The 23,879-nt window shown below is 66.9% G+C and carries 25 protein-coding genes; 15 read left to right on the forward strand and 10 right to left on the reverse strand.

The genetic code is table 11. The annotated features are described in order from the left end of the window. Nucleotides 1-68 precede the first annotated feature (68 nt). From ACN6O8_RS17185 to ACN6O8_RS17195, 3 genes are read left to right on the forward strand one after another with little or no spacing between them, the layout of a single operon-like run. A complete protein-coding gene (locus ACN6O8_RS17185; protein ID WP_427992224.1) occupies nucleotides 69-524 on the forward strand; it encodes a PTS sugar transporter subunit IIA in 456 nt (151 codons plus the stop codon). Between the two features lie 20 nt (nucleotides 525-544). Continuing rightward, nucleotides 545-1,471 carry an HPr(Ser) kinase/phosphatase gene (gene hprK / locus ACN6O8_RS17190; protein WP_006216298.1) on the forward strand — a complete coding sequence of 309 codons (927 nt, stop codon included), beginning with the start codon at nucleotides 545-547 and terminating at the stop codon, nucleotides 1,469-1,471. Nucleotides 1,472-1,493: 22 nt separating this feature from the next. After that, nucleotides 1,494-2,927 (forward strand): PLP-dependent aminotransferase family protein, encoded by a 1,434-nt coding sequence (locus ACN6O8_RS17195; RefSeq protein ID WP_427992225.1) that lies wholly within the window; start codon nucleotides 1,494-1,496, stop codon nucleotides 2,925-2,927. Here the strand turns inward: ACN6O8_RS17195 and ACN6O8_RS17200 are convergent, their stop codons facing one another. Together ACN6O8_RS17200 and ACN6O8_RS17205 are read right to left on the reverse strand one after the other, a co-directional pair. Then, nucleotides 2,928-4,211 (reverse strand): c-type cytochrome, encoded by a 1,284-nt coding sequence (locus tag ACN6O8_RS17200; RefSeq protein WP_427992226.1) that lies wholly within the window; start codon nucleotides 4,209-4,211, stop codon nucleotides 2,928-2,930. Nucleotides 4,212-4,222: 11 nt separating this feature from the next. Next, nucleotides 4,223-4,978: a c-type cytochrome gene (locus tag ACN6O8_RS17205; protein ID WP_427992227.1), complete on the reverse strand. Its 756-nt coding sequence runs from the start codon at nucleotides 4,976-4,978 to the stop codon at nucleotides 4,223-4,225. A gap of 200 nt (nucleotides 4,979-5,178) precedes the next feature. Between ACN6O8_RS17205 and rapZ the strand changes: the two genes are divergently transcribed. Then, nucleotides 5,179-6,051: an RNase adapter RapZ gene (gene rapZ / locus ACN6O8_RS17210; protein WP_263914907.1), complete on the forward strand. Its 873-nt coding sequence runs from the start codon at nucleotides 5,179-5,181 to the stop codon at nucleotides 6,049-6,051. Next, a complete protein-coding gene (locus tag ACN6O8_RS17215; RefSeq protein WP_427992228.1) occupies nucleotides 6,048-7,004 on the forward strand; it encodes a septal ring lytic transglycosylase RlpA family protein in 957 nt (318 codons plus the stop codon). Before rapZ ends, ACN6O8_RS17215 begins: the two co-directional genes overlap by 4 nt. A 15-nt stretch (nucleotides 7,005-7,019) precedes the next feature. On the opposite strand, the gene ACN6O8_RS17220 is transcribed toward ACN6O8_RS17215, so the two are convergent. Continuing rightward, nucleotides 7,020-7,634: a methylated-DNA--[protein]-cysteine S-methyltransferase gene (locus ACN6O8_RS17220; protein WP_427992229.1), complete on the reverse strand. Its 615-nt coding sequence runs from the start codon at nucleotides 7,632-7,634 to the stop codon at nucleotides 7,020-7,022. 3 nt (nucleotides 7,635-7,637) lie between these two features. Continuing rightward, on the reverse strand, nucleotides 7,638-8,567 hold the full coding sequence (gene rsmI, locus ACN6O8_RS17225; protein ID WP_427992230.1) for a 16S rRNA (cytidine(1402)-2'-O)-methyltransferase: 930 nt from the start codon (nucleotides 8,565-8,567) through the stop codon (nucleotides 7,638-7,640). 68 nt (nucleotides 8,568-8,635) lie between these two features. Between rsmI and ACN6O8_RS17230 the strand changes: the two genes are divergently transcribed. From ACN6O8_RS17230 to ACN6O8_RS17245, 4 genes are read left to right on the forward strand one after another with little or no spacing between them, the layout of a single operon-like run. Then, on the forward strand, nucleotides 8,636-9,115 hold the full coding sequence (locus tag ACN6O8_RS17230) for a YraN family protein (RefSeq protein ID WP_427992290.1): 480 nt from the start codon (nucleotides 8,636-8,638) through the stop codon (nucleotides 9,113-9,115). Between the two features lie 30 nt (nucleotides 9,116-9,145). Next, on the forward strand, nucleotides 9,146-9,739 hold the full coding sequence (locus tag ACN6O8_RS17235) for a phosphoheptose isomerase (RefSeq protein WP_006389868.1): 594 nt from the start codon (nucleotides 9,146-9,148) through the stop codon (nucleotides 9,737-9,739). Next, the gene (locus tag ACN6O8_RS17240; protein ID WP_427992231.1) at nucleotides 9,736-10,482 is read left to right on the forward strand and encodes a BON domain-containing protein; all 747 of its coding nucleotides are present in this window, start codon (nucleotides 9,736-9,738) and stop codon (nucleotides 10,480-10,482) included. Before ACN6O8_RS17235 ends, ACN6O8_RS17240 begins: the two co-directional genes overlap by 4 nt. After that, nucleotides 10,479-10,973 carry a peroxiredoxin family protein gene (locus tag ACN6O8_RS17245; protein ID WP_427992232.1) on the forward strand — a complete coding sequence of 165 codons (495 nt, stop codon included), beginning with the start codon at nucleotides 10,479-10,481 and terminating at the stop codon, nucleotides 10,971-10,973. Before ACN6O8_RS17240 ends, ACN6O8_RS17245 begins: the two co-directional genes overlap by 4 nt. 75 nt (nucleotides 10,974-11,048) lie before the next feature. On the opposite strand, the gene ACN6O8_RS17250 is transcribed toward ACN6O8_RS17245, so the two are convergent. Beyond that, nucleotides 11,049-11,837: a MetQ/NlpA family ABC transporter substrate-binding protein gene (locus ACN6O8_RS17250; protein ID WP_427992233.1), complete on the reverse strand. Its 789-nt coding sequence runs from the start codon at nucleotides 11,835-11,837 to the stop codon at nucleotides 11,049-11,051. A gap of 335 nt (nucleotides 11,838-12,172) precedes the next feature. On the opposite strand from ACN6O8_RS17250, the gene argB reads away from it, so the two are divergent. The 5 genes from argB to ACN6O8_RS17275 all read left to right on the forward strand — a co-directional run bounded on the left by argB (nucleotide 12,173) and on the right by ACN6O8_RS17275 (nucleotide 17,282). Next, a complete protein-coding gene (gene argB / locus ACN6O8_RS17255) occupies nucleotides 12,173-13,075 on the forward strand; it encodes an acetylglutamate kinase (RefSeq protein WP_427992234.1) in 903 nt (300 codons plus the stop codon). Beyond that, nucleotides 13,075-13,821, forward strand: coding sequence for a pyrimidine 5'-nucleotidase (locus ACN6O8_RS17260; RefSeq protein WP_427992235.1), 747 nt, complete (start codon nucleotides 13,075-13,077; stop codon nucleotides 13,819-13,821). Before argB ends, ACN6O8_RS17260 begins: the two co-directional genes overlap by 1 nt. A 42-nt stretch (nucleotides 13,822-13,863) precedes the next feature. Then, nucleotides 13,864-14,439, forward strand: coding sequence for a nucleoid occlusion factor SlmA (slmA, locus tag ACN6O8_RS17265; RefSeq protein ID WP_427992236.1), 576 nt, complete (start codon nucleotides 13,864-13,866; stop codon nucleotides 14,437-14,439). Between the two features lie 287 nt (nucleotides 14,440-14,726). Further along, a complete protein-coding gene (locus tag ACN6O8_RS17270; protein WP_427992237.1) occupies nucleotides 14,727-16,220 on the forward strand; it encodes a DASS family sodium-coupled anion symporter in 1,494 nt (497 codons plus the stop codon). A 12-nt stretch (nucleotides 16,221-16,232) separates the two neighbouring features. Then, nucleotides 16,233-17,282 carry an Ldh family oxidoreductase gene (locus ACN6O8_RS17275; protein WP_427992238.1) on the forward strand — a complete coding sequence of 350 codons (1,050 nt, stop codon included), beginning with the start codon at nucleotides 16,233-16,235 and terminating at the stop codon, nucleotides 17,280-17,282. Between the two features lie 409 nt (nucleotides 17,283-17,691). On the opposite strand, the gene rodA is transcribed toward ACN6O8_RS17275, so the two are convergent. The 5 genes from rodA to ACN6O8_RS17300 all read right to left on the reverse strand — a co-directional run bounded on the left by rodA (nucleotide 17,692) and on the right by ACN6O8_RS17300 (nucleotide 23,339). Beyond that, nucleotides 17,692-18,828, reverse strand: a complete 1,137-nt coding sequence (rodA, locus tag ACN6O8_RS17280; protein ID WP_427992239.1) for a rod shape-determining protein RodA — start codon at nucleotides 18,826-18,828, stop codon at nucleotides 17,692-17,694. Continuing rightward, nucleotides 18,825-20,753, reverse strand: a complete 1,929-nt coding sequence (gene mrdA / locus ACN6O8_RS17285; RefSeq protein ID WP_427992240.1) for a penicillin-binding protein 2 — start codon at nucleotides 20,751-20,753, stop codon at nucleotides 18,825-18,827. Before mrdA ends, rodA begins: the two co-directional genes overlap by 4 nt. A 17-nt stretch (nucleotides 20,754-20,770) precedes the next feature. Continuing rightward, on the reverse strand, nucleotides 20,771-21,340 hold the full coding sequence (mreD, locus tag ACN6O8_RS17290; RefSeq protein WP_427992241.1) for a rod shape-determining protein MreD: 570 nt from the start codon (nucleotides 21,338-21,340) through the stop codon (nucleotides 20,771-20,773). After that, complete coding sequence (gene mreC, locus ACN6O8_RS17295) at nucleotides 21,327-22,211, reverse strand: rod shape-determining protein MreC (RefSeq protein ID WP_427992242.1); 885 nt, start codon at nucleotides 22,209-22,211, stop codon at nucleotides 21,327-21,329. Before mreC ends, mreD begins: the two co-directional genes overlap by 14 nt. A gap of 84 nt (nucleotides 22,212-22,295) precedes the next feature. Further along, complete coding sequence (locus ACN6O8_RS17300; protein WP_006216320.1) at nucleotides 22,296-23,339, reverse strand: rod shape-determining protein; 1,044 nt, start codon at nucleotides 23,337-23,339, stop codon at nucleotides 22,296-22,298. Between the two features lie 228 nt (nucleotides 23,340-23,567). Here ACN6O8_RS17300 and gatC point away from each other — a divergent pair, with 228 nt between their 5' ends. Next, the gene (gene gatC / locus ACN6O8_RS17305; protein ID WP_427992243.1) at nucleotides 23,568-23,876 is read left to right on the forward strand and encodes an Asp-tRNA(Asn)/Glu-tRNA(Gln) amidotransferase subunit GatC; all 309 of its coding nucleotides are present in this window, start codon (nucleotides 23,568-23,570) and stop codon (nucleotides 23,874-23,876) included. Nucleotides 23,877-23,879: the final 3 nt, after the last annotated feature.

Here is a 23,879-nt window from a genome sequence, read left to right on the forward strand (position 1 = left end):
CGGACCGCGGCACGAGCGCCTCCCACCGGAGTTTTTTGCAGTGCGTCATATAACCCTATAATGACCCGATGAATCATTTGTCGCGCATCCTTCCCGCCGGCAACGTCGTCCTCGATATGCTCGCCACGAGCAAGAAGCGCGCGTTCGAACAGGCCGGCCTCCTCTTTGAAAACAACCACGGCTTGGCACGCGCGCTCGTGTTCGACAGCCTGTTTGCACGGGAACGCCTGGGTTCGACCGCCCTGGGCCAGGGCGTGGCCGTGCCGCATGGCCGCGTCAAGGGCCTGGAACAGGCGCTGGCCGCGTTCATCCGCCTGGCCCAGCCGATCGCGTTCGACGCCCCAGACGGCCAGCCGGTCTCGATGCTGCTGTGCCTGCTGGTGCCCGAAACCGCCACGCAGCAACACCTGGACATCCTGGCCGAACTGGCGCAACTGATGTCCAACAAGGCACTGCGCGAGGCCCTGGCCACCGAGACCGATCCGGCCATCGTGCACAAGATGCTCACCACCGGCCAACTCTGACCCCTCGCGGAAACGCTGCCATGCTCACGGTGCAGGAACTCGTCGACGACAACGCCGACAAAATCCCCTTCAACTGGATTTCCGGCCAAGGCGCCGCGGACCGCGCGATTCCCGATGACGGCATGGCGGCCGCCGACCTGGTGGGCCACCTGAACCTGATCCACCCGTCGCGCATCCAGGTGTTCGGCCAGGAAGAACTGGCGTACTACACCCGCTTCGACCTACGCCGCCGCATGCACCACATGGACGAGCTGCTGATCGGTGGCGTGCCCGCGATTCTGCTGGCCGACGGCCTGACGCCGCCGCAGGACCTCGTGGACCAGTGCGACCAGCACCAGGTGCCGCTGCTGTCCACCCCGGTGGCGGCCGCGCAACTGATCGACCTGCTGCGCATCTACCTGGGCAAGAAGCTCGCGCCCACCACCACCGTGCACGGCGTGTTCCTGGACGTGCTGGGCCTGGGCGTGCTGATCACCGGCGAATCCGGCCTGGGCAAGAGCGAACTGGCGCTGGAACTGATCTCGCGCGGCCACGGCCTGGTGGCCGACGACGCGGTCGAATTCTCGCGCACCGCGCCCAACATGATCGAAGGCCACTGCCCGCAACTGCTGCAGAACCTGCTGGAAGTGCGCGGCCTGGGCCTGCTCGATATCCGCACCATCTTCGGCGAGACCTCGGTGCGCCGCAAGATGCGCCTGAAGCTGATCGTGCACCTGGTGCGCGCCACCGCGCAGGACAAGTTCGAACGCCTGCCGCTGCAGGACATCACCCAGGACATGCTGGGCCTGCCGGTGCGCAAAGTGATGCTGCAGGTGGCCGCCGGCCGCAACCTGGCGGTACTGGTCGAGGCCGCGGTACGCAACACCATCCTCAAGCTGCGCGGCATCGACACCCTGGGCGAATTCATGGAACGCCAGGCCATGGCGATCCTGCAAAGCAGCAAGTGAACGCGCGGCGCTGCCCGGCACCGTGAGCCTGTACGAGAAACTTGCCAACGAGATCGCCAAGTCGATCCGCGACGGCGTGCTGCGCGTGGGCGACAAGTTGCCCTCGGTACGCGAGGCCTGTGCCAGCCGCGCTGTCAGCCCGTCGACGGTATTCCAGGCCTACTACCTGTTGGAAGCGCGCGGCCTGATCCGCGCCCGGCCCCGTTCCGGCTACTACGTCACCGCGCGCGACGACAGCCTGCCGCCGGAGCCCGACACCTCCTGTCCCGACGGCGAATCGACCGAACTGGCGATCAGCGAGCGCATCTTCGACATCCTCGATTCGGCGCGCAACCGCGACGTCACCCCATTGGGCTCGGCCTTTCCCTCCCCTTTGCTGTTCCCACTGCCTCGGCTGGCGCAGGCCATGGCGGCGCATCTCAAGCGCCAGGATCCGCTGGACACGATGGAAGACCTGTCTCCCGGCAACCCGGGACTGCGCCGGCAGATCGCGCTGCGCTACCTGATCGCCGGCATCAACGTGCCGGCCAACGATATCGTGGTGACTAACGGCGCGCTGGAAGCGCTCAACCTGTGCCTGCAGGCGGTGGCCCAACCCGGCGATACGGTCATCGTCGAGGCCCCGACCTTCTATGGCGCATTGCAGGCATTGGAACGCCAGGGCCTGAAGGCGCTGGAAGTGCCCACGCATCCACGCACCGGCGTCGACCTGGGCGCGATGGAAACGGCGATCCAGCGCCACCGGCCCAAGGCCTGCTGGCTGATGACGCAATTCCAGAATCCGCTGGGCAGCCTGATGCCCGAAGAAAAAAAGCGGCAACTGGTCGAGCTGCTGGCGCGCCATGAGATCCCGCTGATCGAAGACGACGTCTATGGCGAACTGTATTTCGGCGCGGCCCGGCCGGTGCCTGCCAAAGCCTTCGACAAGCACGGACTGGTGCTGCATTGCTCCTCGTTCTCCAAGTGCCTGGCGCCGGGCTATCGCATCGGCTGGGCCAGCGCCGGCCGCTATACGCAACGCGTGCAGCGCCTGAAGCTGTCGTCCACCCTGTCGGCATCCAGTCCGGCCCAGGGCGCGCTGGCCGAGTACCTGGAGCAAGGCGGTTATGACCGCCACCTGCGCCGGCTGCGCGAAACGCTGCAGGCACAGCAGGAACTGATGGCCAATGCGATCGCGCGCGAGTTTCCCGCCGGAACCCGCGTGACGCGCCCGCGGGGCGGCTTCTTCCTGTGGCTGGAAATGCCGGCGGCGGTGGATGCGCTGGCCTTGCACCGGCAGGCGCTGGCGCGCGGCATCAGCGTGGCGCCGGGGCCGATCTTCTCGGCCAACGGGCAGTTCGACAACGCGCTGCGGCTGAACTATGGCCATCCGTGGGATGAGGCCCAGGCCGACGCCATCCGCATCCTGGGCGCAATGGCGCGCGCCGCCTGTGGCTCGGCGGCGCGGCCGTCCTGATCAGTTGCGGGTCGCGGCGGCGCGGGCGCGCTTGACCTCCAGCGGCGTCACGCCGCCGGCCTGGTTGCCCCAACTGTTGCGGATGTAGGACACCAGCAAGGCGACGTCATTGTCATTGAGCGATTGGCCGAAGGGCGGCATGCCGTGAGGACGCGGGTTGGCCTCGGTGGCCGGCGCAAACCCGCCGTCCAGCACCATGCGGATCGCGTTCAGTGGCGACGGCGCCGTCACGGTCGGGTTGCCGGCCAATGCGGGCCAGGCGCCCGGGCTGCCCTCGCCTTGCGGCTGGTGACATTGCGCGCATTGCTGGCGGTAGATCTTGCCGCCCAACGCCATGGCCGCCGGCGCGACCGCGGCGCTCGCCGCTGCCGCCGGTGCCGCGGTCGCGGGCAGCGATTTCAGATACACGCCCATCGCCAGCGCATCGGCGTCGCTCAGGTGCTGCGTGCTGCCCAGTACCACCTCGGCCATCGGCCCGCTAGCGCTGGAATGCGCCGCGATGCCCGTGCGCAGCAGGGCCACGATGTCCTCGGCCGACCAGCGTCCCAGACCCGCCTGCGGATCATTGGTCAAGGGCGGCGCGTACCAATCCAGCATCGGAATAATGCCACCAGCCAGGCCGTCGGCCGCGCGTGTCGCCCCCAGGCTGTTGCGCGGCGCATGGCAGGCGGCGCAATGACCCAGGCCTTCGACCAGATAGCGGCCACGATTCCACTGCGTGGACTGGCCGGGATCGGGCGGTTGCACGCCAGGCCGGAAATACAGGGCGCGCCAGGCCGCCAGCAGGATGCGCTGATCGTAGGGGAAATCGAGTTCCGGTGCGCGGCTGGGCTGATTGACCGGCGTCACCGTGCGCAGGTAGGCGAACAGCGCATCGGCGTCGGCGCGCGTGACGCGGGTGTACTCGGTGTACGGGAAGGCGGGATACAGCAACCTGCCATCGCGCGACTTGCCGTTGTGCAGCGCCTGCCAGAAATCGTCCGCGCTCCAGGCGCCGATGCCGGTCTTCTCGTCGGGCGTGATGTTGGGGCCGTAGATCGTGCCGAACGGCGTCGGGATGGGCGTGCCGCCCGCATATGCCGGGCCGCCGCGCGCGGTGTGGCAGGCCGCGCAATTGCCGGCCAGCGCCAGGTAGCGCCCGCGTTCGATGCGTTGCTGCGGGTCGGCCGGCGCCGCGGCCGGCCCGGTGCTGGCATCGTCGCGCGTGCCAAGCCAATACAACGCGCCCGCCGCGGCCACGGCCAGCGCCAACAGCATTCCCAGGAGTCGCTTCATGAGTTTCATCCGGCGCCCCCTCAACGCTGCGCCTGGCTGCCGCACTCGGCGGGCAGGCGCAAGGTGCCTGCGGGCTCGGGGGCATAGCTGGCGGCGACCGGCTGCGCCGACAGCCAGGCCGCCAGGGCGCCGATATCCTCGGGGGTGAGTTTGTTGGCGACGTCGGCCATGCAATCGGGCGCGGCGGCGCGGCGCAGGCCATTCTTCCAACTGCCGATCTGCGAACCGATGTAGTCGCGCGGCAGTCCCAGCAGGCCGGGAATGACGGGCAGCGCGCCGCCCAATGCGGCGCCGTGACAGGCGGCACAGGCCGGCAGGCCGCGGGCGGGGTCGCCGGACAGGGCCAGTTGGCGGCCGGCCTCGAGCGTGGCGGCGGACACGTCGGCGCGCGCCGGTGGCGGATACGGCGCGTGCTGCGCCGAAAAGTACGCCGCCATCTCTTGCAGGTAGGCGTCCGGCAGGCCGGTCAGCAAGTGCGACATGGGCCGGTACTGGCGCCGGCCATCGCGGAAATTGAGCAACTGATGATAGAGATAGTCTTGCGGCTTGCCGGCCAGGCGCGGGTAATAGCCGTCGGCGCCGGCGCGACCCTGCTCGCCATGGCAGGCCGTACAGGCCGCCACCCGGGCCGCCATGGTGCCCGGCTGCAATGCCTGGGGCGCGTCCTGGGCCAGCGCGGGCGCTGCGGAAAAGACAACAGCGGCGGCCGCCAGGCGGCGGGTTTTTGCCCAAAACCGGGTCAGTGAAACACGACGAAAGAAAATGAGGGCTAACATCTAGGGCCAGTTAACACTAAGTCGAATTCCAACCCCCGAAGGCGCATGGCGGCGGGGCGCGTAGGTGAATCGGTCGGTGCGGGTGCCCAGAGCTTAAGCCAGGGCCGGCAAAACGGTACAGGCGCAGATTCGCAGTTTACGGCCATATCAGATGCCAACCCGCCGGTATCCTCCTGCAAAAGCGTGCCACAATCATGTCCATGTTGAAAGTCGTCCTCGTTACCGGCATCTCAGGCTCAGGCAAGTCCGTTGCCCTGCGCATGCTCGAGGACGCCAGCTACACCTGCGTCGACAACCTGCCCGTGCGGTTCCTGACGGAGTTCATCGCCAACGCCCGCGATGACGGCCTCGAACGCGTGGCGGTCGCCATCGACGTGCGCTCGCCCGGCGAACTGGCCGAACTGCCCGACGTGGTCACCGCCCTGCGCGCCATGGGCACCAGCCTGCGCGTGGTGTTCCTGGACGCCAGCACCGATACCCTGGTGCAACGCTATTCCGAATCGCGCCGCCGCCATCCGCTGACCGACCGCCTGCAGCGCGGCGGCACCGCGCCGTCCCTGACCGACTGCATCGCGCTCGAACGCGAACTGCTGGCGCCGCTGCGCGAGCAGGAACACGTCATCGACACCTCCGAGCTCACGCCCGGACAACTGCGCGCCTGGATCCGCGACCTGATCCAGGCCGACCGCGCGCCGCTGGTGCTGACCTTCGAATCGTTCGCCTACAAGCGTGGCGTGCCGCGCGACGCCGACCTGGTGTTCGACGTGCGCTGCCTGCCCAATCCCTATTACGACCGCAATCTGCGTCCGCTGACCGGCCGCGACGAACCGGTCGCCACCTGGCTGGCGGGCTATGACCAGGTGGGCCAGATGATCGACGACATCGCCGGCTTCCTGAATCGCTGGCTGCCACAGTACACGCAAGACACGCGCAATTACCTCACGGTCGCCATCGGCTGCACCGGCGGCCAGCACCGTTCGGTCTATGTGGTCGAACAGTTGGCCAAGCGCTTCGCCGACCACGACCCGCTGCTGGTGCGCCATCGCACCCAACTGCCCGACGAATCCGCATGATCCAGTCCCGTCCGCTCTCTATCCTGATGATGCTGTTGCTGGCCATTGCCGTGGCCGGCTGCTCTTCCACCGGGGGACGCAAAAAAGGGGGGGGTTACTACAAGGACGACGGCCCGGACGCCAATCCGCCGGCCAACCTGGATCAGGTGCCGGATGCGGTGCCGCGCATCGAACCCTACGCCAGCGGCGCCAATCGTCCGTACGTGGTGTTCGGCCAGCGCTACGTGCCGGATACCAGCGGCCAGCCCTACAAGCGCCAGGGCATCGCCTCGTGGTACGGCAAGAAATTCCACGGCAACTCGACCTCCATCGGCGAGCCGTATGACATGTACGCCATGACGGCGGCCCACACCACGCTGCCGATCCCCAGCTACGCGCGGGTCACCAGCCTGGTGAACGGCAAGACCATCATCGTGCGGGTCAATGACCGCGGCCCCTTCCACAGCGACCGCATCATGGACCTGTCGTACGTGGCGGCCTACAAGCTGGGCATCATCGGGCCGGGCAGCGGCCAGGTGGTGGTCGAGAGCATCCTGCCTGACGAGATCCGCCGCCTGGCCTCGCAGGGCGCGCCGGCCCCCGTGCCTGCCTCGGCGACCGGCTCGACGCCCGTGGCCACGCCCGTCGCCGCCGCGCCGGTGGCACTGGAACCCCAGCCGCTGGCGCAGCAACCGGCGCCCGCGCCGGGCAGTGCGCCGGTGCGCCAGGCGGGTGTCGCCGGCAGCGTCTATCTGCAGGTGGGCGCGTTCAGCCAGCCGGCCAACGCGCAATCGCTGGTCAGCCGCATCAACACGCAACTGGGCGCCGCTGGCGCGCCCCCGGCCGCGGTGGAGCAGGCCAACAACCTGTACCGGGTCAAGATCGGCCCCTATCCGGATCGCCAGAGCGCCCTGAATGCGGTGCAACTGGTGTCCGACCGCCTCGGCATCACGCCCAGCATCGCCGCGCAATAACGCGGCGCACGCCCGCTACGCCGGCGGCCAATCGAACGAGGGTTGCTCGAACGGCAACTGCGCCTGGCCGTCACAGACCCGGCGCGCGCGCGGGTTGCGGCTCAGGTACTGGCTGCCCTCGTGCCTGAGCAAGGCTTGCTTGCGCGGCAAGCCGCCCCCAAAGCCGGTCAACGAGGTATCGGCGCCGATGATGCGATGGCACGGGATGATGATGATGACGGGATTGCGTCCCACCGCGCCGCCGATGGCCTGCGCGCCCTTGGGACGGCCCACGCTGCGCGCCATTTCGCCATAGCTGGCGAGCTGGCCGAATTCGAGCTTGCACAGCGCGCGCCAGACTTCGTGCTGGAACGGCGTGCCCACCGGATCCAGCGGCACCTGGAAATCGCGGCGCTGGCCGGCGAACCACTCATCCAGCTCGCGCCGCGCCTGCTCCAGGATCGGATCGGATTCGGTGCGGGTCCAGCCTTCGGCCGATGGCAGCGGGGTCTGGTCGGTGAACCAGGCGCCGCGCAGCCCCTTGGCGCTGGCGACCAGGCGCATTTCGCCCAGCGGCGTGGGCATGTCACGGTAGAAGATCGGCTCTCCGGATTCGCCGGGACGCTTGCGGGTCTCTGCGGTATAGATCATGACTTACGCATTCTTGCGGGCCAGGGCCCGGTTGTACAGGACGTCGCGCGACAGGCCGGTGACCTTGGCCGCGACCTTGGAGGCGTCGCGCAGCGACAGCGTCTCCAGCAAGGCATCGAGCAAGGCGTCGGCGCGCGGGTCGGCGTCTTCGTCGTGCTCGTCGCCGGCCGCGGCGTGCGCGATCAGCACGAACTCGCCCTGCTCACGATGCGCGTCCGCCGCCAGCCAGGCCGCGCCCTCGCCCAGCGGGAAGGTGGCGATTTCCTCGAAGCGCTTGGTCAGCTCGCGCGCCACGGTCAACAGGCGGGCGGGTCCGCACACGTCCAGCAGGTCGGCCAGCGTCGCGGCCAGCCGATGCGGCGACTCGAACATCACCACCGGCGCCGGCAGCGCGCACCAAGTGCGCAGCCAGCGCTGGCGCGCCGTCGCCTTCGACGGCGGAAACCCCGCGAAGGCATAGGCCGGATTCTCGTCGGTGGTGACGCCGCTGCCCATCAACGCGGCGATCACCGCGCTCGGGCCCGGCACCGGCACCACCGCGAAACCGGCCGCGCGCACCGCACGCACCACGCGCGCGCCGGGGTCGCTGACCGCGGGCGCGCCCGCATCGGAGACCAGCGCGACGCGCTGGCCCTGGGCCAGGCGTTCACAGATGGCCTGCGCCGCCGCGGCTTCATTGTGCCGGTGGGCCGCCATCAGCGGCGTGCTGACGCCCCAGGCGTCCAGCAGCGTACGGCTGGCGCGGGTGTCTTCGGCCGCGATCACGTCGGCGCGCTGCAGCGCATGCCAGGCGCGCAGCCCCAGGTCGCCCAGATTGCCGATCGGTGTGGCCACCACATACAGCGTCGAGGCGGGCCAATGCTGCCCGGCCACGCGTTCAGCGACGCGGGCCCAGGCGTCGCCGGCCACCGGGGGTGAGACATTCTGATTCATTGTTGCCTACTTACGCGGAAAACCATGCCAGTGTAGCCGCCATCGCCCCGCGTTTCGGATCGGCCATGATGGATGACACCTTTGCTTTCGAACTCGCCCTGGCGGCGCGCCGCCGGGCCGCCAGGCGCCGGCGCCGCGCCGCGCGACGGCCCGCTCCCCCGGCTGACGCTGCCGCCCCCAGGCGCTCGCCGCGCCAGCGCATTGGCGACGGCCACGAAGATGCCGCGCTGCGCCTGCTGCAGGGCGCCGGCCTGGTGGTGCTGGCGCGTAACCTCGCCTGCCCGGCGGGCGAAATCGACCTGGCCATGCGCGACGGCGACACCCTGGTGTTCGTCGAAGTGCGCTCGCGCCGCAGCAACGCCTACGGTGGCGCCGCCGCCAGTATCGGGCGCGCCAAGCAGGCGCGGCTGGCGCGCGCCGCGGCGCACTGGCTGCCGCGGCTGGCCCGGCACTATTGGCGCGGCGTCACGCCGGCCGCGCGTTTCGACGCGGTCGTGTTCGACGGCGGCCAGGTCCAGTGGCTGCGCGCGGCGTTCGAGCTGGCTTGATTCCGGCCCGCCCGTGAGATAATCGCGCCCATGGATATGACCTCTCGAATGACGTCGCACTTCCGCGACGCCATGGCCACGTACGAACAAAGCATGAACGTGCTGGCCGAGCCGCTGGCGATCGCGGTGGACGTGCTGTTTGGCGCCCTGGCCAACAACGGCAAGATTCTGGCTTGCGGCAATGGCGGCTCGGCCGCCGACGCGCAACATTTCATCGCCGAACTGGTGGGCCGCTTCGAACGTGAACGCCTGCCCCTGGCCGGCATCGCCCTCAATACCGACACCTCGATCCTGACCGCCGTCGGCAACGACTACGGCTTCGACGAGGTCTTCGAACGCCAGGTCAACGCCTTCGGCCAGGCCGGCGACGTGCTGGTGGCCATTTCCACCAGCGGCAATTCGCCCAACGTGGTCCGCGCCATGGAGGCGGCCGCCAGCCGCGAAATGCACGTGCTGGCCCTGACCGGCAAGGGCGGCGGCGTGATGGGGGAACTCATTACGCCGATGGACGTCCATCTCTGTGTTCCCAGCGATCGCACGATGCGCATCCAGGAAGTCCATATACTGCTGTTGCATGCGCTTTGCGACGGCATTGACGCTCTTCTGCTTGGAGACACCGAATGATTTCAGACGTCCGAACCGCCGCCCGCCCCCTGCTGCTCGCCGCGGCCCTGTCCGGTGCGGCGCTGTCGTTGTCGGCCTGCGCGCCGCTGATCGTGGGCGGCGCGGCCGCCACCACCGCCGTGGTGGTGACCGACCGGCGCACCTCGGGCATCCAGCTCGAAGACCAGAACATGGCCTTCAAGGCCCAGAAACAGATCTCCGACAAGCTCGGCGACACAGCGCGCATCAACGCCATGGCCTACGGCGGCCACTTGCTGCTGACCGGCGACGTCCCCACCGAGGAGGCCAAGTCGCAGGCCACCGCCATCGCCCAGAGCGTCGAGAACGTCAAGCAGGTGATCAACCAGCTCACGGTGGGCCCGATCGCGTCCTTCGGCGTGCGTTCCAACGACACCTGGCTCACCTCCAAGGCCAAGACCGCGCTGCTCAACACCAAGTACGTGCCTTCCGGCACCATCGCCGTCACCACTGACCACAGCGTCGTCTACCTCATGGGCAAGGTGACGCAGGCCGAGGGCGACTACGCCGCCAACGCGGTGGCCGACGTCGGCGGCGTGGCAAAAGTGGTAAAACTGTTCGAGATCATCAGCCGCGAGGAAGCGATTCGCCTGTCGAACAGCGGCGGCAAGTCGACCACCACGGAAACCAAGGCCCCCATCGAAAGCGGCGCGGGCGCTGCCGGCAGCGGCAGCAGCGCGCCCAGCAGCGGTGGCAGCGCCGTAGAGGCCATGCCCATCAAATGAAAAAAGCCATCGTAGCCCTGGCCGTCCTGGTGGCGGTCGGCGTCGGCGCCTGGTTCACCCTGCGCCCCGCGCAAACCGCCCCGGACGTCACCTTCACCACACTGGAAGGCAAGACCTTCTCCATGCAGGACCTGCGCGGCAAGGTGGTGCTGGTGAAGTTCTGGGCCACCAGCTGTGTCACCTGCGTCAAGCAGATGCCCGAGACCATCTCCGCCTACAACGAATACGCAGGCAAGGGCTACGAGGCCATCGCGGTGGCCATGAACTACGATCCGCCCAACTACGTGCTGAATTTCACCGAAAGCCGCAAGCTGCCGTTCCCGGTGGCGCTGGACACCAAGGGCGACATCGCCCGCGCCTTCGGCGATATCCGCCTGACGCCCACGGCTTTCCTGATCGACAAGCAGGGGCGCATCATCAAGCGCTACCTGGGCGAGTACGACGTGGCCGAATTCCACGCCACCGTCGAAAAGGCGCTGGCCGCGGGCTGAACCCGGTCGCGCCTCTGGCCGTGAACCGCCCGCGGGCGCGGGCGGTTCGAGCACCGAGTCAGGCCCGCATCGCGATCAGAACGCCGGCACCACCGCGCCCTTGTACTTCTCGACGATGAACTTCTTCACCTCGGGCGAGTGCAGCGCGTTGACCAGCTTCTTGATCCCCGGCGCGTCCTTGTTGTCCGAACGGGTCACCAGGATGTTGGCGTACGGCGAATCCGAACCTTCGATGAACAGCGCGTCCTTGGTCGGCACCAGGCCGGCCTCCAGCGCGTAGTTGGTGTTGATCAGCGCCAGGTCGACGTCGTCCAGCGAGCGCGGCAGCATGGCGGCTTCGAGTTCGCGGAACTTCAGCTTCTTGGGGTTTTCGGTGACATCGGCGGCGGTCGCCAGGATGTTGGCCGGATCCTTCAGCTTGATGATGCCCTGCTTTTGCAGCAGCACCAGCGCGCGGCCGCCGTTGGACGGGTCGTTCGGGATGGCGACGGTGGCGCCGTCCTTCAGCTCGGACAGGCTCTTGATCTTCTTGGAGTAGCCGCCGAAGGGCTCCACGTGCACCAGGGCGACCGGCACCAGCGTGGCCTTGCGATCCTTGTTGAAGGTATCCAGGTACGGCTTGTGCTGGAAGAAGTTGGCGTCGAGCTGTTTGTCGGCCAGTTGCAGGTTGGGCTGCACGTAATCGTTGAACACCTTGATATCGAGTTCCACGCCTTCCTTGGCCAGCTGAGGCTTGACCACTTCCAGGATCTCGGCGTGCGGCACCTGGGTGGCACCGACCACGATCTTTTCGGCGTGGGCGGCGGTGGCTGCCACCAGCAGAGCCGACGCCACCAGGGCGGAACGGACGAAATTCAAACGCATGAGTTGCCTCTTTTATAGGTAGAAATTGGGGGCAAATGCCCAGCCGGTATGGAGACACCCCCTCATGAGGGGCGCTCCGTTGCGAAAACGCCCCCAATTTACCCCAATGCCGGTTATTTGTCGGGCATATCAACATGGGTTTAAAGCATAAGGAACCCGTGCGGTCTACAATCCGTCGTATGCTTGCGCTACCGCGTTGCCGACGCGTTCCTGTGCAGGCATTTTTTTACTGCGGGACCCCACGCCCCCACGGGGGGCAATGCCATCGCGCCCGCGCCGGCGCAGGCTTTCAACCTCTAACTTTCATACCTCTACTTATTGCCGACTTAGCTGCCATGACCGACACCCCTGACCCTGCTGCCGTCTCGTCTCCCGCTGTCAAAGCCGCGGTGCTCTCCGAAGCGCTGCCTTATATCCGACGATTCCACGGCAAAACCATCGTGGTCAAGTACGGCGGCAACGCCATGACGGAAGAGCGATTGCAGCGCAGCTTCGCGCATGACGTGGTGCTGCTCAAGCTGGTGGGGCTGAACCCGGTGGTGGTGCACGGCGGCGGTCCGCAGATCGACGACGCGCTGCGCCGCATCGGCAAGCAGGGCACCTTCATCCAGGGCATGCGCGTCACCGACGCCGAGACCATGGAAGTGGTCGAATGGGTGCTGGGCGGCCAGGTCCAGCAGGACATCGTCATGATGATCAACGAGGTCGGCGGCAAGGCCGTGGGCCTGACCGGCAAGGACGGCGGACTGATCCAGGCCCAGAAGAAGCTGATGGCCAACAAGGACAACCCCGCCGAGCCGATCGACATCGGTTTCGTCGGCGACATCACCCTGGTCGAGCCGGCGGTGGTCAAGGCCTTGCAGGACGACCAGTTCATCCCGGTCATCTCGCCCATCGGCTACGGCGAGGACGGCACCGCCTACAACATCAATGCCGACGTCGTCGCCGGCAAGATGGCCGAGGTGCTGGGCGCAGAAAAGCTGCTGATGCTGACCAACACCCCGGGCGTGCTGGACAAGAGCGGCAAGCTGCTGCGCAGCCTGTCGGCCCAGACCATCGACGAACTGTTCGCCGACGGCACCATCTCGGGCGGCATGCTGCCCAAGATCTCGTCGGCGCTGGATGCCGCCAAGAACGGCGTCAACTCGGTGCACATCGTCGACGGCCGCGTGCCGCACTGCCTGCTGCTGGAAATCCTGACCGACCAAGGCGTTGGCACGATGATCAGCTCGCACTGATGCGGGCGCTGCGCACCCTGCTGCGGCCGGCGGTGCGCCAGCGCCGCTCGCGCCGCACTGCCACGGGCGCCCCAGGGCGCCTGTGGCTGTTCGACCTGGACAATACGCTGCACGACACGTCCCACGCCATCTTTCCGCGGATCGACCACGGCATGACCATGGCGGTGGCCGAGGCGCTGGATGTCGACATCGACACCGCCAACGCCGTGCGCAAGCAGTACTGGCAACGCTACGGCGCAACGATGATCGGCATGGTACGCCACCACGGCGTCGATCCGCACGCGTTCCTGCACCGCAGCCACGACTTCGACGTCGACCCGCTGGTACGCGCCGAGAAGGCGCTGGCCTACAAGCTGCGGCAACTGCCCGGCCGCAAGGTCTTGCTGACCAATGCGCCGCTGCATTACGCGCGCGCCGTGCTGCGGCGCCTGGGCATCCTGCGCCAGTTCGACAGCCTGTGGGCCATCGAGCACATGCGCCTGCATGGCGAATTCCGTCCCAAGCCCTCGCCCGCGCTGCTGCGCTACGTGCTGGCGCGCGAAGGCGTGCCGGCGCGCCAGGCGGTGTTGGTCGAGGACACCCTGGCCAACCTGCGCGGCGCCCGCCGCGCCGGGCTGCGCACGGTGCATGTGTTCCATCCGGGAACGCCGTTTTCGCGCGGCCACGCGCAGCGGCCGTCGTATGTCGACTTGCGGGTAAACTGCGTCAGTGATCTGCTGCTGCGCCGGCGTCCCTTGCGAGGCTAGCGCCCCCCCTTCCCCCCTGCCTGCGTAACACCAGACCCGTCCATGGCGAGCAAACCCGGCGAGCGCAAGACCCAGATTCTGCAGACCCTGGCCGAGATGCTGGAGCAGCCGCACGCCTCGCGCATCACCACGGCGGCGCTGGCCGCGCGCCTGGAAGTCTCGGAAGCCGCGCTCTACCGGCATTTCGCCAGCAAGGCGCAGATGTTCGAAGGACTCATCGAGTTCATCGAGACCACCATCTTCACGCTGGTGAACCAGATCGCCGCGGCCGAACCCTATGGCCTGTCGCAGGCGCACCAGACGGTGTCGATGCTGTTGACGTTCTCGGAGCGCAACAAGGGCATGACGCGGGTACTGACCGGTGACGCCCTGGTCACCGAAGACAACCGTCTGCAGGAACGAATCAACCACATCAACGACCGCATCGAGGCCTCGTTGAAACAGTCGCTGCGCATCGCCGTCACCGACGGCGGCCTGCCGCCCGAGGCCAACGTGGCCGCGCACGCGAGCCTGTTGACGCATCTGGTGCTGGGGCGGTGGCTGCGCTACGCCCAGAGCGGCTGGCGCGTTGCGCCTACGCAGCACCTGGACGAACAGTTGCGCCTGGCGTTGGGTTGACTTCGATTCGCGTCATAACACGAACGAATTAATGGGCAACAATCGCTTTTAGCACGCCATTTGTTTGTATTTACGCAACAGTATCAGGGTTGCGGTGATCGCGGGCGAACGAGCATAATCCCGCGAACAGGTTTCCGACAAGCACGATCGACCCTCGAATTGACACGTATCAATACGGGTTTTCCTTAATGCCGTCACGATCATTCTGTGGCGGCGGCACTTCGCTTTGATCGAGCCACAGGCTCGGCAGCAGAATGCCGTCAGTTTGACCTCAACCGGAGATGGATATGACTGCGGAAACCGCTGTCCCTGCCCCGCAAGCCCCGAAGAAAACCAAAATACCGATCGGTCTGGTGGCCGGCTTCCTCGTCATGATCGGCGTGCTGATGTTGCCGTTGCCCGCCGATCTGCCGGTCGCCGGCCATCGCATGCTGGCCATCCTGGCATTCGCGGTGGTGGTGTGGATCACGGAAGCCGTGTCCTACGAAGCCAGCGCAATCATGATCACGACGCTGATGGCCTTCCTGCTGGGCACCGCGCCCACCATCAAGGATCCTCAGGTCATGTATGGCACGTCGGCGGCCATCAGCATGGCTCTGACCGGCTTCGCCAACTCGGCGCTGGCGCTGGTCACCGGTGCCCTGTTCATCGCCGCGGCCATGACTTTCACCGGACTGGACCGGCGCATCGCGCTGGTGACGCTGTCCAAGGTCGGCACCAGCACGCGCCGCATCCTGATCGGATGTATCGCCGTGACCATCGTGCTGAGCCTGGTGGTGCCCAGCGCCACCGCCCGCAGCGCCGCCGTGGTGCCCATCATGATGGGCGTGATCGCGGCCTTCGGCGTGGACAAGCGCTCGAACATCGCCGCCGGCATCATGATCATCGTGGCGCAAGCCACCAGTATCTGGAACGTCGGCATCCAGACCGCCGCCGCGCAGAACCTGCTGACGGTCGGTTTCATGGAAAAGATGCTGGGCCAGCGCGTGGCCTGGTCGGACTGGCTGATCGCCGGCGCCCCCTGGTCGCTGATCATGTCGGCCGTGCTGATCATCATCGTGCTCAAGCTGCTGCCGCCGGAAAGCGACAGCATCGCGGGGGGCAAGGAAGCGGTCGAGAAATCGCTGCTTGAACTGGGCCCCATGACCGGTGCGCAGAAACGCCTGATGGCCGTGTCCATCATGCTGCTGCTGTTCTGGTCGACCGAAGGCAAGCTGCACAAGTTCGACACCACTTCGACCACCTACTTCGGCCTGGTGCTGCTGCTGTTGCCGCGCTTTGGCGTGATGACCTGGAAAGACGTGCAGTCGCGCATCCCATGGGGCACCGTGATCGTGTTCGGCGTCGGCATCAGCCTGGGCACGGCGTTGCTGACCACCCAGGCCGGCCAGTGGCTGGGCAACCAGGTGGTGGCGCACACGGGTCTTGACCACCTCGGCCCGCTGGCGATCTTTGCGATCCTGTCGGCCTTCCTCATCATCATCCACCTGGGGTTCGCCAGCGCCACCGCGCTGACCTCGGCGATGCTGCCGATCCTGATCTCGGTGCTGGCCACGCTGCCAGGCGACTTCAGCCGGCTGGGCATGACCATGCTGCTGGGCTTCGTGGTGAGCTATGGCTTCATCCTGCCGATCAACGCGCCGCAGAACATGGTGTGCCTGGGCACGGAGACCTTCAACGCCAAGCAGTTCGCCAAGGTCGGCATCCTGGTCACCCTCATCGGCTACGCGCTGATGATGCTGATGGGCATGACCTACTGGCGTTGGCTGGGCTGGCTGTAACGAGGTCGCAACATGAAGATCTCCATTGCCCAAGCCAATGAGTACGGCCGCCGCGTGCTGATGGCGCAAGGTGTGCCGCAAGACATCGCCCGCGACGTGGCCGAGCACCTGGTGGAATCCGACCGCGTCGGCTACACCAGCCACGGCCTGTCGATCCTGACCAACTACCGGCGGGTGCTGGGCGAAGGCCTGGCGCAGGCCGACGGCCGCCCCGAGCTGCTCAACGACCGCGGCGCCATGCTGGCCTATGACGGCCACAACGGCCTGGGCCAGTATGTCGGCAAGGTGGTGATCGAGAAGGCCATCGAGCGCACCCAGGAGCACGGCCAGTGCATCCTGACGCTGCGCCGCAGCCATCACCTGGGCCGCATGGGCCACTATGGCGAGATGGTGGCGGCCAAGGGGCTGATCCTGCTGGCCTTCACCAACGTGGTCAACCGCGCGCCCACGGTAGCGCCGTTCGGCGGCGCGCGCGCCTGCCTGACGACCAATCCGCTGTGTTTCGCCGGTCCGCTGCCGGGCGGCCGTCCGCCGTTCATTGTCGACATGGCGACCAGCTCGATCGCGGTCAACCGGGCTCGCGTGTTGGCGGCCAAGGGCGAGCAGGCGCCGCCGGGGTCGCTGATCGATGCGCAAGGCAATCCGACCACGGACCCGGGCGCACTGTTCACCGATCCGCCGGGCGCCCTGCTGCCGTTCGGCGGCCACAAGGGTTATGCGATGGGCCTGGTGGCCGAGTTGCTGGCGGGCGTGCTGTCCGGCGGCGGCACAATCCAGCCGGAGCATCCGCGCAACGGGGTGGCGACGAACAACATGTTCGCGCTGCTGCTGGATCCGCAGGTGGACTTCAATACGGACTGGCGCTCGATGGAAGTGGGCGCGTTCATCGACTATCTGCATGCCTGCCCGCCGCAACCGGGCGTGGATGGGGTTCAGTACCCGGGCGAGTATGAAGCGCGCAACCGGGAGCTGAACGCCGACTCGCTGGAATTCGCTCCGCCTATCTGGGAGGGGTTGAAGAAGCTGGCTGTGGACCTTGGGGTGGCTGACGCGTTGCCTTGAAGGTTTGTCGGGTGTTTGTGTTTGCGGGCGGCTTGAGGGTTCTTGAGCCGCCCGTTGCGTTGGCGGCCGGGGACGGCGGGGCTACGATTGCGGTCCGGAGCCTTCGCTCCGGACTGCCCCTGCGTCAACCTCGTACGCCTTCGGCTCCCTACGGTTTCCCTCGGGCGCATCTACACGCCCCGCCGTCCCCGGCCGCCAACGCAACGGGCTCACGTCATCTCGGTTTCACCGTTGCAGGGGCGGACTGTGTGCTTGGCGTTTTGGCCAGCAACGGAGGGGAATAGGAGGATCTTGCGGGGCCCGCCCAAAGCCGGCCGCGCGGGCGGCCTTTTTGGGCATACGCGATGTGTGGCGTCGAGAAATTGGCGCACAGCGAACACCGCCCCGGGCGGCCTACGAAGAAAAAAGCTCAGCTCTTGACCGACCGATGCCGGCTGATGCTCATCATGATCCCGAACGCGATCCCCATGGTGAACAACGCCGTGCCGCCATAACTCATGAACGGTAACGGCACGCCGACGACCGGCAGGATCCCCGTCACCATCCCCACATTCACGAACACGTAGATGAACAGCATCATCGTCAGCGCCCCGGACAGTAATCGCCCGAACTGTGATGAGGCGCGCGAGGCGATGGTCAGGCCGCGGGCCATCATCAGGCCGTACAGCACCAGGATGGCGATGCCGCCGTACAGGCCGAATTCCTCGGCGTAGACGGCGAAGATGAAGTCGGTGGTGCGCTCGGGAATGAAGTCCAGGTGAGTCTGCGTGCCCTTCATGTAGCCCTTGCCGTAGACGCCGCCCGAGCCTACCGCGATCATCGATTGAATCGTATGGAAGCCCTTGCCGAGCGGGTCGGAGCTGGGGTTGAGCAGCGTGCAGACGCGGTGCTTCTGGTAATCATGCAGCACCACCCAACTGACGTCGGGTTCGCATAGCTGGTCTTCGTAGTACACCAGCGTGCCGATGGCGATGATGCCGGCCAGCATGACCGGCACCAGCAGCTTGAACGACAGGCCGGCGAAGTAGATGACGAAGAAACCGGCGCCGAACACCAGCAGCGCGGTGCCCAGGTCGGGCTGCAGCACGATCAGGCCGAACGGCGCCGCCAGCATCGCGGCGGCGGCCAGGAAGTCGCGGATGCGCACCGCGCCCTCGTGGCGCTGGAAATACCAGGCCAGCATCATCGGCACGGCGATCTTCATCATCTCGGAGGGCTGGATGCGGGTCACGCCCAGGTTGAGCCAGCGGGTCGCGCCCTTGCTGGTCTCGCCGAAGAATTCCACGCCCAGCAGCAGCACCACGCCGACCACGTAGAACGGCAGCGCCAGTTTCATCAGCCACTTGGGCGGGATCAGGGCCATGATCCACATGGCGAAGAAGGCAATGATGAAGTTGCGCGACTGCTCGGCGAAGCGCCAGTCGGTGCCGCCCACCGCCGAGTGCATCACGGTCAGGCCGAGCGCGGCGAACATCAGCAAAATGGCCAGCAGCGGCCAGTCGAAGGCCGTGAAGACGCGCAGCAGGATCAGGCCGAGACGCTTCATTGTTGGCGCACCAGGTCGGAGGTGATGTTATCAACCGATGCGGTCGACGCATTGCGGTCCGGGCGCTGGATCTTGTCCTGGCGGTCTTTGGCCAGCCAGTAGTCGAACACCTTGCGCGCCACCGGCGCGGCCACGCTGGCGCCCCAGCCGGCATTCTCGACGATCAACGCGACCGCGATGCGCGGATGTTCCAGCGGCGCGAAGCCCATGAACAGCGCATGGTCGCGCAGGCGTTCGTCGATGGCGCTGGCGCGGTAGTGGCCGCCGCGCAGGCTGAAAACCTGGGCCGTGCCGGTCTTGCCGGCGGCCTGGTAGGGCGCGTTGGCGAAGGCGCGGCGCGCGGTGCCGGCGCGAACCACGTCGGCCATGGCGTTCTTGATGACGTCGACATTGGCCTGCTTGAGCGGAATGCGGTAATCGGGCGCGGACTCGGTGGGCTTGGCCACGCCCGAGCGCGGGTCGCGCACCGCGTGCACCAGGTGCGGGCGGCGGTACAGGCCGTTGTTGGCCAGGGTCGAAGTGCCCTGCGCCAGTTGCAGCAAAGTGAAGGCGTTGTAGCCCTGGCCCACGGCCACCGAGATGGTTTCTCCGGCGTACCAGCGTTGGCGGTCCTTGTCCTTGTAGGCCGAGCGCTTCCATTCCGTGGACGGCAGCACGCCGCGCTTTTCGCCTTCGAGGTCGATGCCGGTGATCTGGCCGAAACCAAATTGCTTGGTGAAATCGTGCAGCGCGTTCACGCCGATCTCGGGGCCGAGCGAATAGAAATACGTGTCCGACGACACTACGATGGCCTTGTGCATGTCGGTCATGCCGTAGGCGGCGCCGCCGGCGTTGCGGAATTTCTGGCCGCCAAACTCGAAATAGCCCGGATCGGAGATGCGGTCGGTGGCGCGGCGCTTGCCCAGCTCCAGCGCCGCCAGGCCGACGAAGGGCTTGTAGGTCGAGCCGATCGGATAGGTGCCGTACAGCGGGCGGTTGATCAGCGGGTGGTCCGGCGACTCGTTCAGCATGCGCCAGTTGTCCACGTCGATGCCGTCGACGAACAGATTCGGGTCGAACGAGGGTTGCGATACGAAGGCCAGCACTTCGCCGGTATCGGGGTCGATCGCCACCAGCGCGCCGCGCTGCCCCTCGAAGGCTTCCTCGGCCACCTTCTGCAACCCCAGGTCGATCGACAGCATGATGTCCGAGCCGGGCACCGGGTCGATGCGGCGCAGGGTGCGCATGGGACGGCCGCCCGCGGTCACCTCGACCTCTTCCAGGCCGGTGCGGCCGTGCAGGGCTTCTTCCCAGGTCTTTTCGATGCCCTTCTTGCCGATCACGTCGGTGCCGCGATAGTTGCCCAGTTGGCCGGTGCGCTCGAGTTCTTCGTTGTCGCCCTCGGCGATGCGGCCGATGTAACCGACCACGTGGGCGGCGGACAGCCCCTGCGGGTACTCGCGCACCCAGCGGGCGCGCAGCTCGACCCCGGGGAACTGGAAGGCGTGGGCGGCGAACCAGGCCGCCTCGGTCTCGTTGAGGTTGTTGCGCAGTTGCAGGCTGGCGTAGCGGCTGGATTCGGCGGCGCGGCGCTTGAAGCGGCGCTGGTCGGCCGGGCTGATGTAGACCACCTGCGTCAGGCGCTCGAACAGCGCGTTCATGTTGCCGGCCTGGGCCGGCACCACTTCAAGCGTGTAGGTGCGGTAGTTGCGCGCCAGCACCTCGCCGTTGCGGTCGAGGATCTCGCCACGGCGCGGCGGGATCGGCACCACCGCGATACGGTTGCGATCGGCGCGCTCGGACAGTCCTTCGTAGCGGTCGACCTGCAGGTACCAGAACCGGCCCACCAGCACGCCGAAGCAGGCCAGCGCGAAGATGCCGCCCACCCAGGCGCGCAGGCGGAAACGCTGCTTCTGCTGCTGGCCGGTTTTCTTGAATTCGAACATGAGACGCGGCGCCGCCGTCAGGCGGAGGAAGATTCGGCGTCGTCGGCACCGCGCTGCGGCAAGTGCAGCACCCAGCCAGCCAGCGGCCACAGGGCGGCGGTGATGGCCACGCTGATGCCCCAGTCCCAACCCGGCCACTTGCCGGCCAGCCAGGCGTGGATGATCTGGGTGATGAAACGCGCGATCAGGAACACAGGCAGCATGTGCATGGCCTGGCTCCAGAGGTCGAAACGCTGCAGGCGGCGGTGCAGCACCACGGCGCCGTATGCAACCAGGGTGTACGACAGCGCGTGTTCGCCGAGCAGGCCGGCGTCATGCACGTCCATCAGCAGGCCGAAGCAGAAGGCGGTGAACAGACCGACCCGGCGCGGCTCGTGCACGCACCAGAAGGCGATGATCAGGATCAGGACGTCGGGCGCGCCCTGCCACAGGCGCCACGGCAGCAGCGACACCAGCCAGACCAGCAGGATGGTGCCCCAGACGAAGACACCGTGCGCCGGGCCCGACAGGCGCTCAGGCTGCACATTGCTGGGCGTGCCCAGGCGGCGCCGGGGCTGGCCGGATGATTGTTGGTTAGTCCGATCCACCGGAATCGACCTCCTGACGGTTGGACTCGGCGCGTTCCACATCCACCTGCAGGACCAGGAAGTGGCGATAGCGTTCAGGGTGGGCCAGCGGCTCGCAGACGGCGCGCGCGAAGCCCGAGGCGGTGTCGCGTTCGACCGAGGTCACCTTGGCCACCGGCAGACCGGCGGGAAACAGGCCGCCGACGCCGCTGGTGACGATGGTATCGCCTTCCTTGATGTCGGCATTGGCCGCCAGGTAACGGACTTCCATTTTGCCGGGAGAGTTGCCGCCAAAAGCGATCAGGCGCAGGCCGTTGCGCAACAGCTGCACCGGAATCGACACCTGTTCGTCGGTGACCAGGGCGGCCTCGGCCGTCATCGGCGTCACGCGCACGATCTGGCCGACCACGCCGCCTTCGTCGATCACCGGCATGCCCGGCGCCAGGCCGGCCTTGCTGCCCTTGTTGAACACCAGCCGCTGGTTGAAGGCGTTGGTGGGCTCGTACAGCACCTCCACCACCACGGCCGACTGCGCCACGGTGTCGGTCACGCCGAGCAGACGGCGCAGTTGGGCGTTTTCGGCGGCCAGTTGCGCCGCGTGCGAGGCCACCTGGGCCAATTCGATGCGCTGGCGCTGCAGGGCTTCGTTTTCAGTGCGGATGAGGTTGGCCGCGTTGACCCACTCGTTGACCTGCTGCACCAGGTCGCGCGGCGCCATGACGGCACGCTGGAAGGGGTAAAGCGCCACGGACATCGCCCGGCGCGCCGGTTCCAGCATGCGCCATTGCGAATCCATGATGATCAAAGCCAGTGCCAGGACGACCAGGATGACCAGCCGCACCTCTGCCGGAGGGCCGCGCCTGAATAGGGGAGGAGTCCCTTGTCGTTGCATGAATCTCAGCCCGGGCGCCCGCGCCCGCAGCCCCCGCAGCGGCCGGAGCCGTGGAAAAGCGGGGCTCCGGGCTGGCGGGCAGGATTAATCGTTGATGAAGATGGCGCCCAGTTTCTCAAGGTGTTCCAGCGCCTCGCCGCAACCGCGCACGACGCAGGTCAGGGGATCGTCGGCCACCACGACCGGCAGACCGGTTTCTTCTTGCAGCAGGCGGTCCAGGTCGCGCAGCAGCGCGCCGCCACCGGTCAGGGCGATGCCCTTGTCGGTGATGTCGGCGCCCAGTTCGGGCGGCGTCTGTTCGAGGGCGATCTTGACGGCGGACACGATCTGGTTGAGCGGATCGGTCAGCGATTCCAGGATCTCGTTGGACGAGACCGTGAAGCTGCGCGGCACGCCTTCGGCCAGGTTGCGGCCCTTGACTTCGATTTCGCGGACTTCGGAACCCGGGAACGCCGAGCCGATTTCCTTCTTGATCAGTTCGGCCGTGGGTTCGCCGATCAGCATGCCGTAGTTGCGGCGGATGTAGTTGACGATGGCCTCGTCGAACTTGTCGCCGCCGACGCGCACCGAACCCTTGTAGACCATGCCGCCCAGCGAAATCACCGCCACCTCGGTGGTGCCGCCGCCGATGTCCACGACCATGGAGCCGCTGGCATCGGACACGGCCAGGCCGGCGCCGATGGCCGCGGCCATGGGTTCTTCGATCAGGAACACGTGCGAGGCGCCGGCGCCCAGGGCCGATTCGCGGATGGCGCGGCGTTCGACCTGGGTGGAGCCGCAGGGCACGCAGACGATGATGCGCGGGCTGGGCGCCAGCATGTTGCGCGGGTGCACCATGCGGATGAACTGTTTGAGCATCTGCTCGGTCACCGTGAAGTCGGCGATGACGCCGTCCTTCATGGGCCGGATGGCCTCGATGTTGCCGGGCACGCGGCCGAGCATCTGCTTGGCTTCGTGGCCGACGGCCTGGATGATCTTCTTGCCGTGAGGCCCGCCTTCATGACGGATCGCGACCACGGAGGGCTCATCGAGCACGATGCCCTTGCCGCGGACGTAAATCAGCGTATTGGCGGTACCGAGGTCGATCGCCATATCGCTGGAAAAATAACTGCGCAGGAATCCGAACATGGGAGCTCAGCTAAATTCTGGGGGGAATTGGGTTCATGCCGCGGGGCGTAGGGCCCGAAAAGGGACGGGTCCGCCTGTCATCACGGCGATTAAACCGTGAATCATAACTTATAATTTCCCCGGAAATAGCGCATAAATGCAGGCTATTCAAGCTTTGTAACGGGTTTGGCATGTGCATACTGCCCAGTCCCGCCCCTCGGCCTCCGCTTCTCGATATTTGCAATCCCCATGGCGCTCAATGACACAGATGTGGCCCGCATTGCCAGGCTGGCCAGAATCGAACTGACCCCGGATCAGCGCGCCCACGCGCAGGCCGAACTCAATGGCATCCTCCACCTGATCGAACGACTGCAGGCCGTCGATACCCAGGGCGTCGAACCCCTGGCGCACCCGCTGTCGGCCCACGAGGACATCGTGCTGCGCCTGCGCCAGGACGCCGTCACGGAAGCCGCCTCGGAGGCCCGCCGCGCCGAACTGCTGGCCAACGCCCCCGACGCCCAGGACGGCCTTTTCCTGGTTCCCAAGGTTCTCGACTAAGCC

Origin of the sequence: Achromobacter sp., assembly GCF_050285565.1 — a bacterium.
Lineage (GTDB): Bacteria > Pseudomonadota > Gammaproteobacteria > Burkholderiales > Burkholderiaceae_B > Achromobacter.

Excerpts from the sequence above, each read along its gene's own strand:
- ACN6O8_RS17185 (WP_427992224.1), top strand. The coding sequence starts at position 69 with ATGAATCATTTGTCGCGCATCCTTCCCGCCGGCAACGTCGTCCTCGAT.
- hprK (WP_006216298.1), top strand. The coding sequence starts at position 545 with ATGCTCACGGTGCAGGAACTCGTCGACGACAACGCCGACAAAATCCCC.
- ACN6O8_RS17200 (WP_427992226.1), bottom strand. The coding sequence starts at position 4,211 with ATGAAACTCATGAAGCGACTCCTGGGAATGCTGTTGGCGCTGGCCGTG.
- ACN6O8_RS17205 (WP_427992227.1), bottom strand. The coding sequence starts at position 4,978 with ATGTTAGCCCTCATTTTCTTTCGTCGTGTTTCACTGACCCGGTTTTGG.
- rapZ (WP_263914907.1), top strand. The coding sequence starts at position 5,179 with ATGTTGAAAGTCGTCCTCGTTACCGGCATCTCAGGCTCAGGCAAGTCC.
- ACN6O8_RS17215 (WP_427992228.1), top strand. The coding sequence starts at position 6,048 with ATGATCCAGTCCCGTCCGCTCTCTATCCTGATGATGCTGTTGCTGGCC.
- ACN6O8_RS17220 (WP_427992229.1), bottom strand. The coding sequence starts at position 7,634 with ATGATCTATACCGCAGAGACCCGCAAGCGTCCCGGCGAATCCGGAGAG.
- rsmI (WP_427992230.1), bottom strand. The coding sequence starts at position 8,567 with ATGAATCAGAATGTCTCACCCCCGGTGGCCGGCGACGCCTGGGCCCGC.
- ACN6O8_RS17230 (WP_427992290.1), top strand. The coding sequence starts at position 8,636 with ATGGATGACACCTTTGCTTTCGAACTCGCCCTGGCGGCGCGCCGCCGG.
- ACN6O8_RS17235 (WP_006389868.1), top strand. The coding sequence starts at position 9,146 with ATGGATATGACCTCTCGAATGACGTCGCACTTCCGCGACGCCATGGCC.
- ACN6O8_RS17240 (WP_427992231.1), top strand. The coding sequence starts at position 9,736 with ATGATTTCAGACGTCCGAACCGCCGCCCGCCCCCTGCTGCTCGCCGCG.
- ACN6O8_RS17245 (WP_427992232.1), top strand. The coding sequence starts at position 10,479 with ATGAAAAAAGCCATCGTAGCCCTGGCCGTCCTGGTGGCGGTCGGCGTC.
- ACN6O8_RS17250 (WP_427992233.1), bottom strand. The coding sequence starts at position 11,837 with ATGCGTTTGAATTTCGTCCGTTCCGCCCTGGTGGCGTCGGCTCTGCTG.
- argB (WP_427992234.1), top strand. The coding sequence starts at position 12,173 with ATGACCGACACCCCTGACCCTGCTGCCGTCTCGTCTCCCGCTGTCAAA.
- ACN6O8_RS17260 (WP_427992235.1), top strand. The coding sequence starts at position 13,075 with ATGCGGGCGCTGCGCACCCTGCTGCGGCCGGCGGTGCGCCAGCGCCGC.
- slmA (WP_427992236.1), top strand. The coding sequence starts at position 13,864 with ATGGCGAGCAAACCCGGCGAGCGCAAGACCCAGATTCTGCAGACCCTG.
- ACN6O8_RS17270 (WP_427992237.1), top strand. The coding sequence starts at position 14,727 with ATGACTGCGGAAACCGCTGTCCCTGCCCCGCAAGCCCCGAAGAAAACC.
- ACN6O8_RS17275 (WP_427992238.1), top strand. The coding sequence starts at position 16,233 with ATGAAGATCTCCATTGCCCAAGCCAATGAGTACGGCCGCCGCGTGCTG.
- rodA (WP_427992239.1), bottom strand. The coding sequence starts at position 18,828 with ATGAAGCGTCTCGGCCTGATCCTGCTGCGCGTCTTCACGGCCTTCGAC.
- mrdA (WP_427992240.1), bottom strand. The coding sequence starts at position 20,753 with ATGTTCGAATTCAAGAAAACCGGCCAGCAGCAGAAGCAGCGTTTCCGC.
- mreC (WP_427992242.1), bottom strand. The coding sequence starts at position 22,211 with ATGCAACGACAAGGGACTCCTCCCCTATTCAGGCGCGGCCCTCCGGCA.
- ACN6O8_RS17300 (WP_006216320.1), bottom strand. The coding sequence starts at position 23,339 with ATGTTCGGATTCCTGCGCAGTTATTTTTCCAGCGATATGGCGATCGAC.
- gatC (WP_427992243.1), top strand. The coding sequence starts at position 23,568 with ATGGCGCTCAATGACACAGATGTGGCCCGCATTGCCAGGCTGGCCAGA.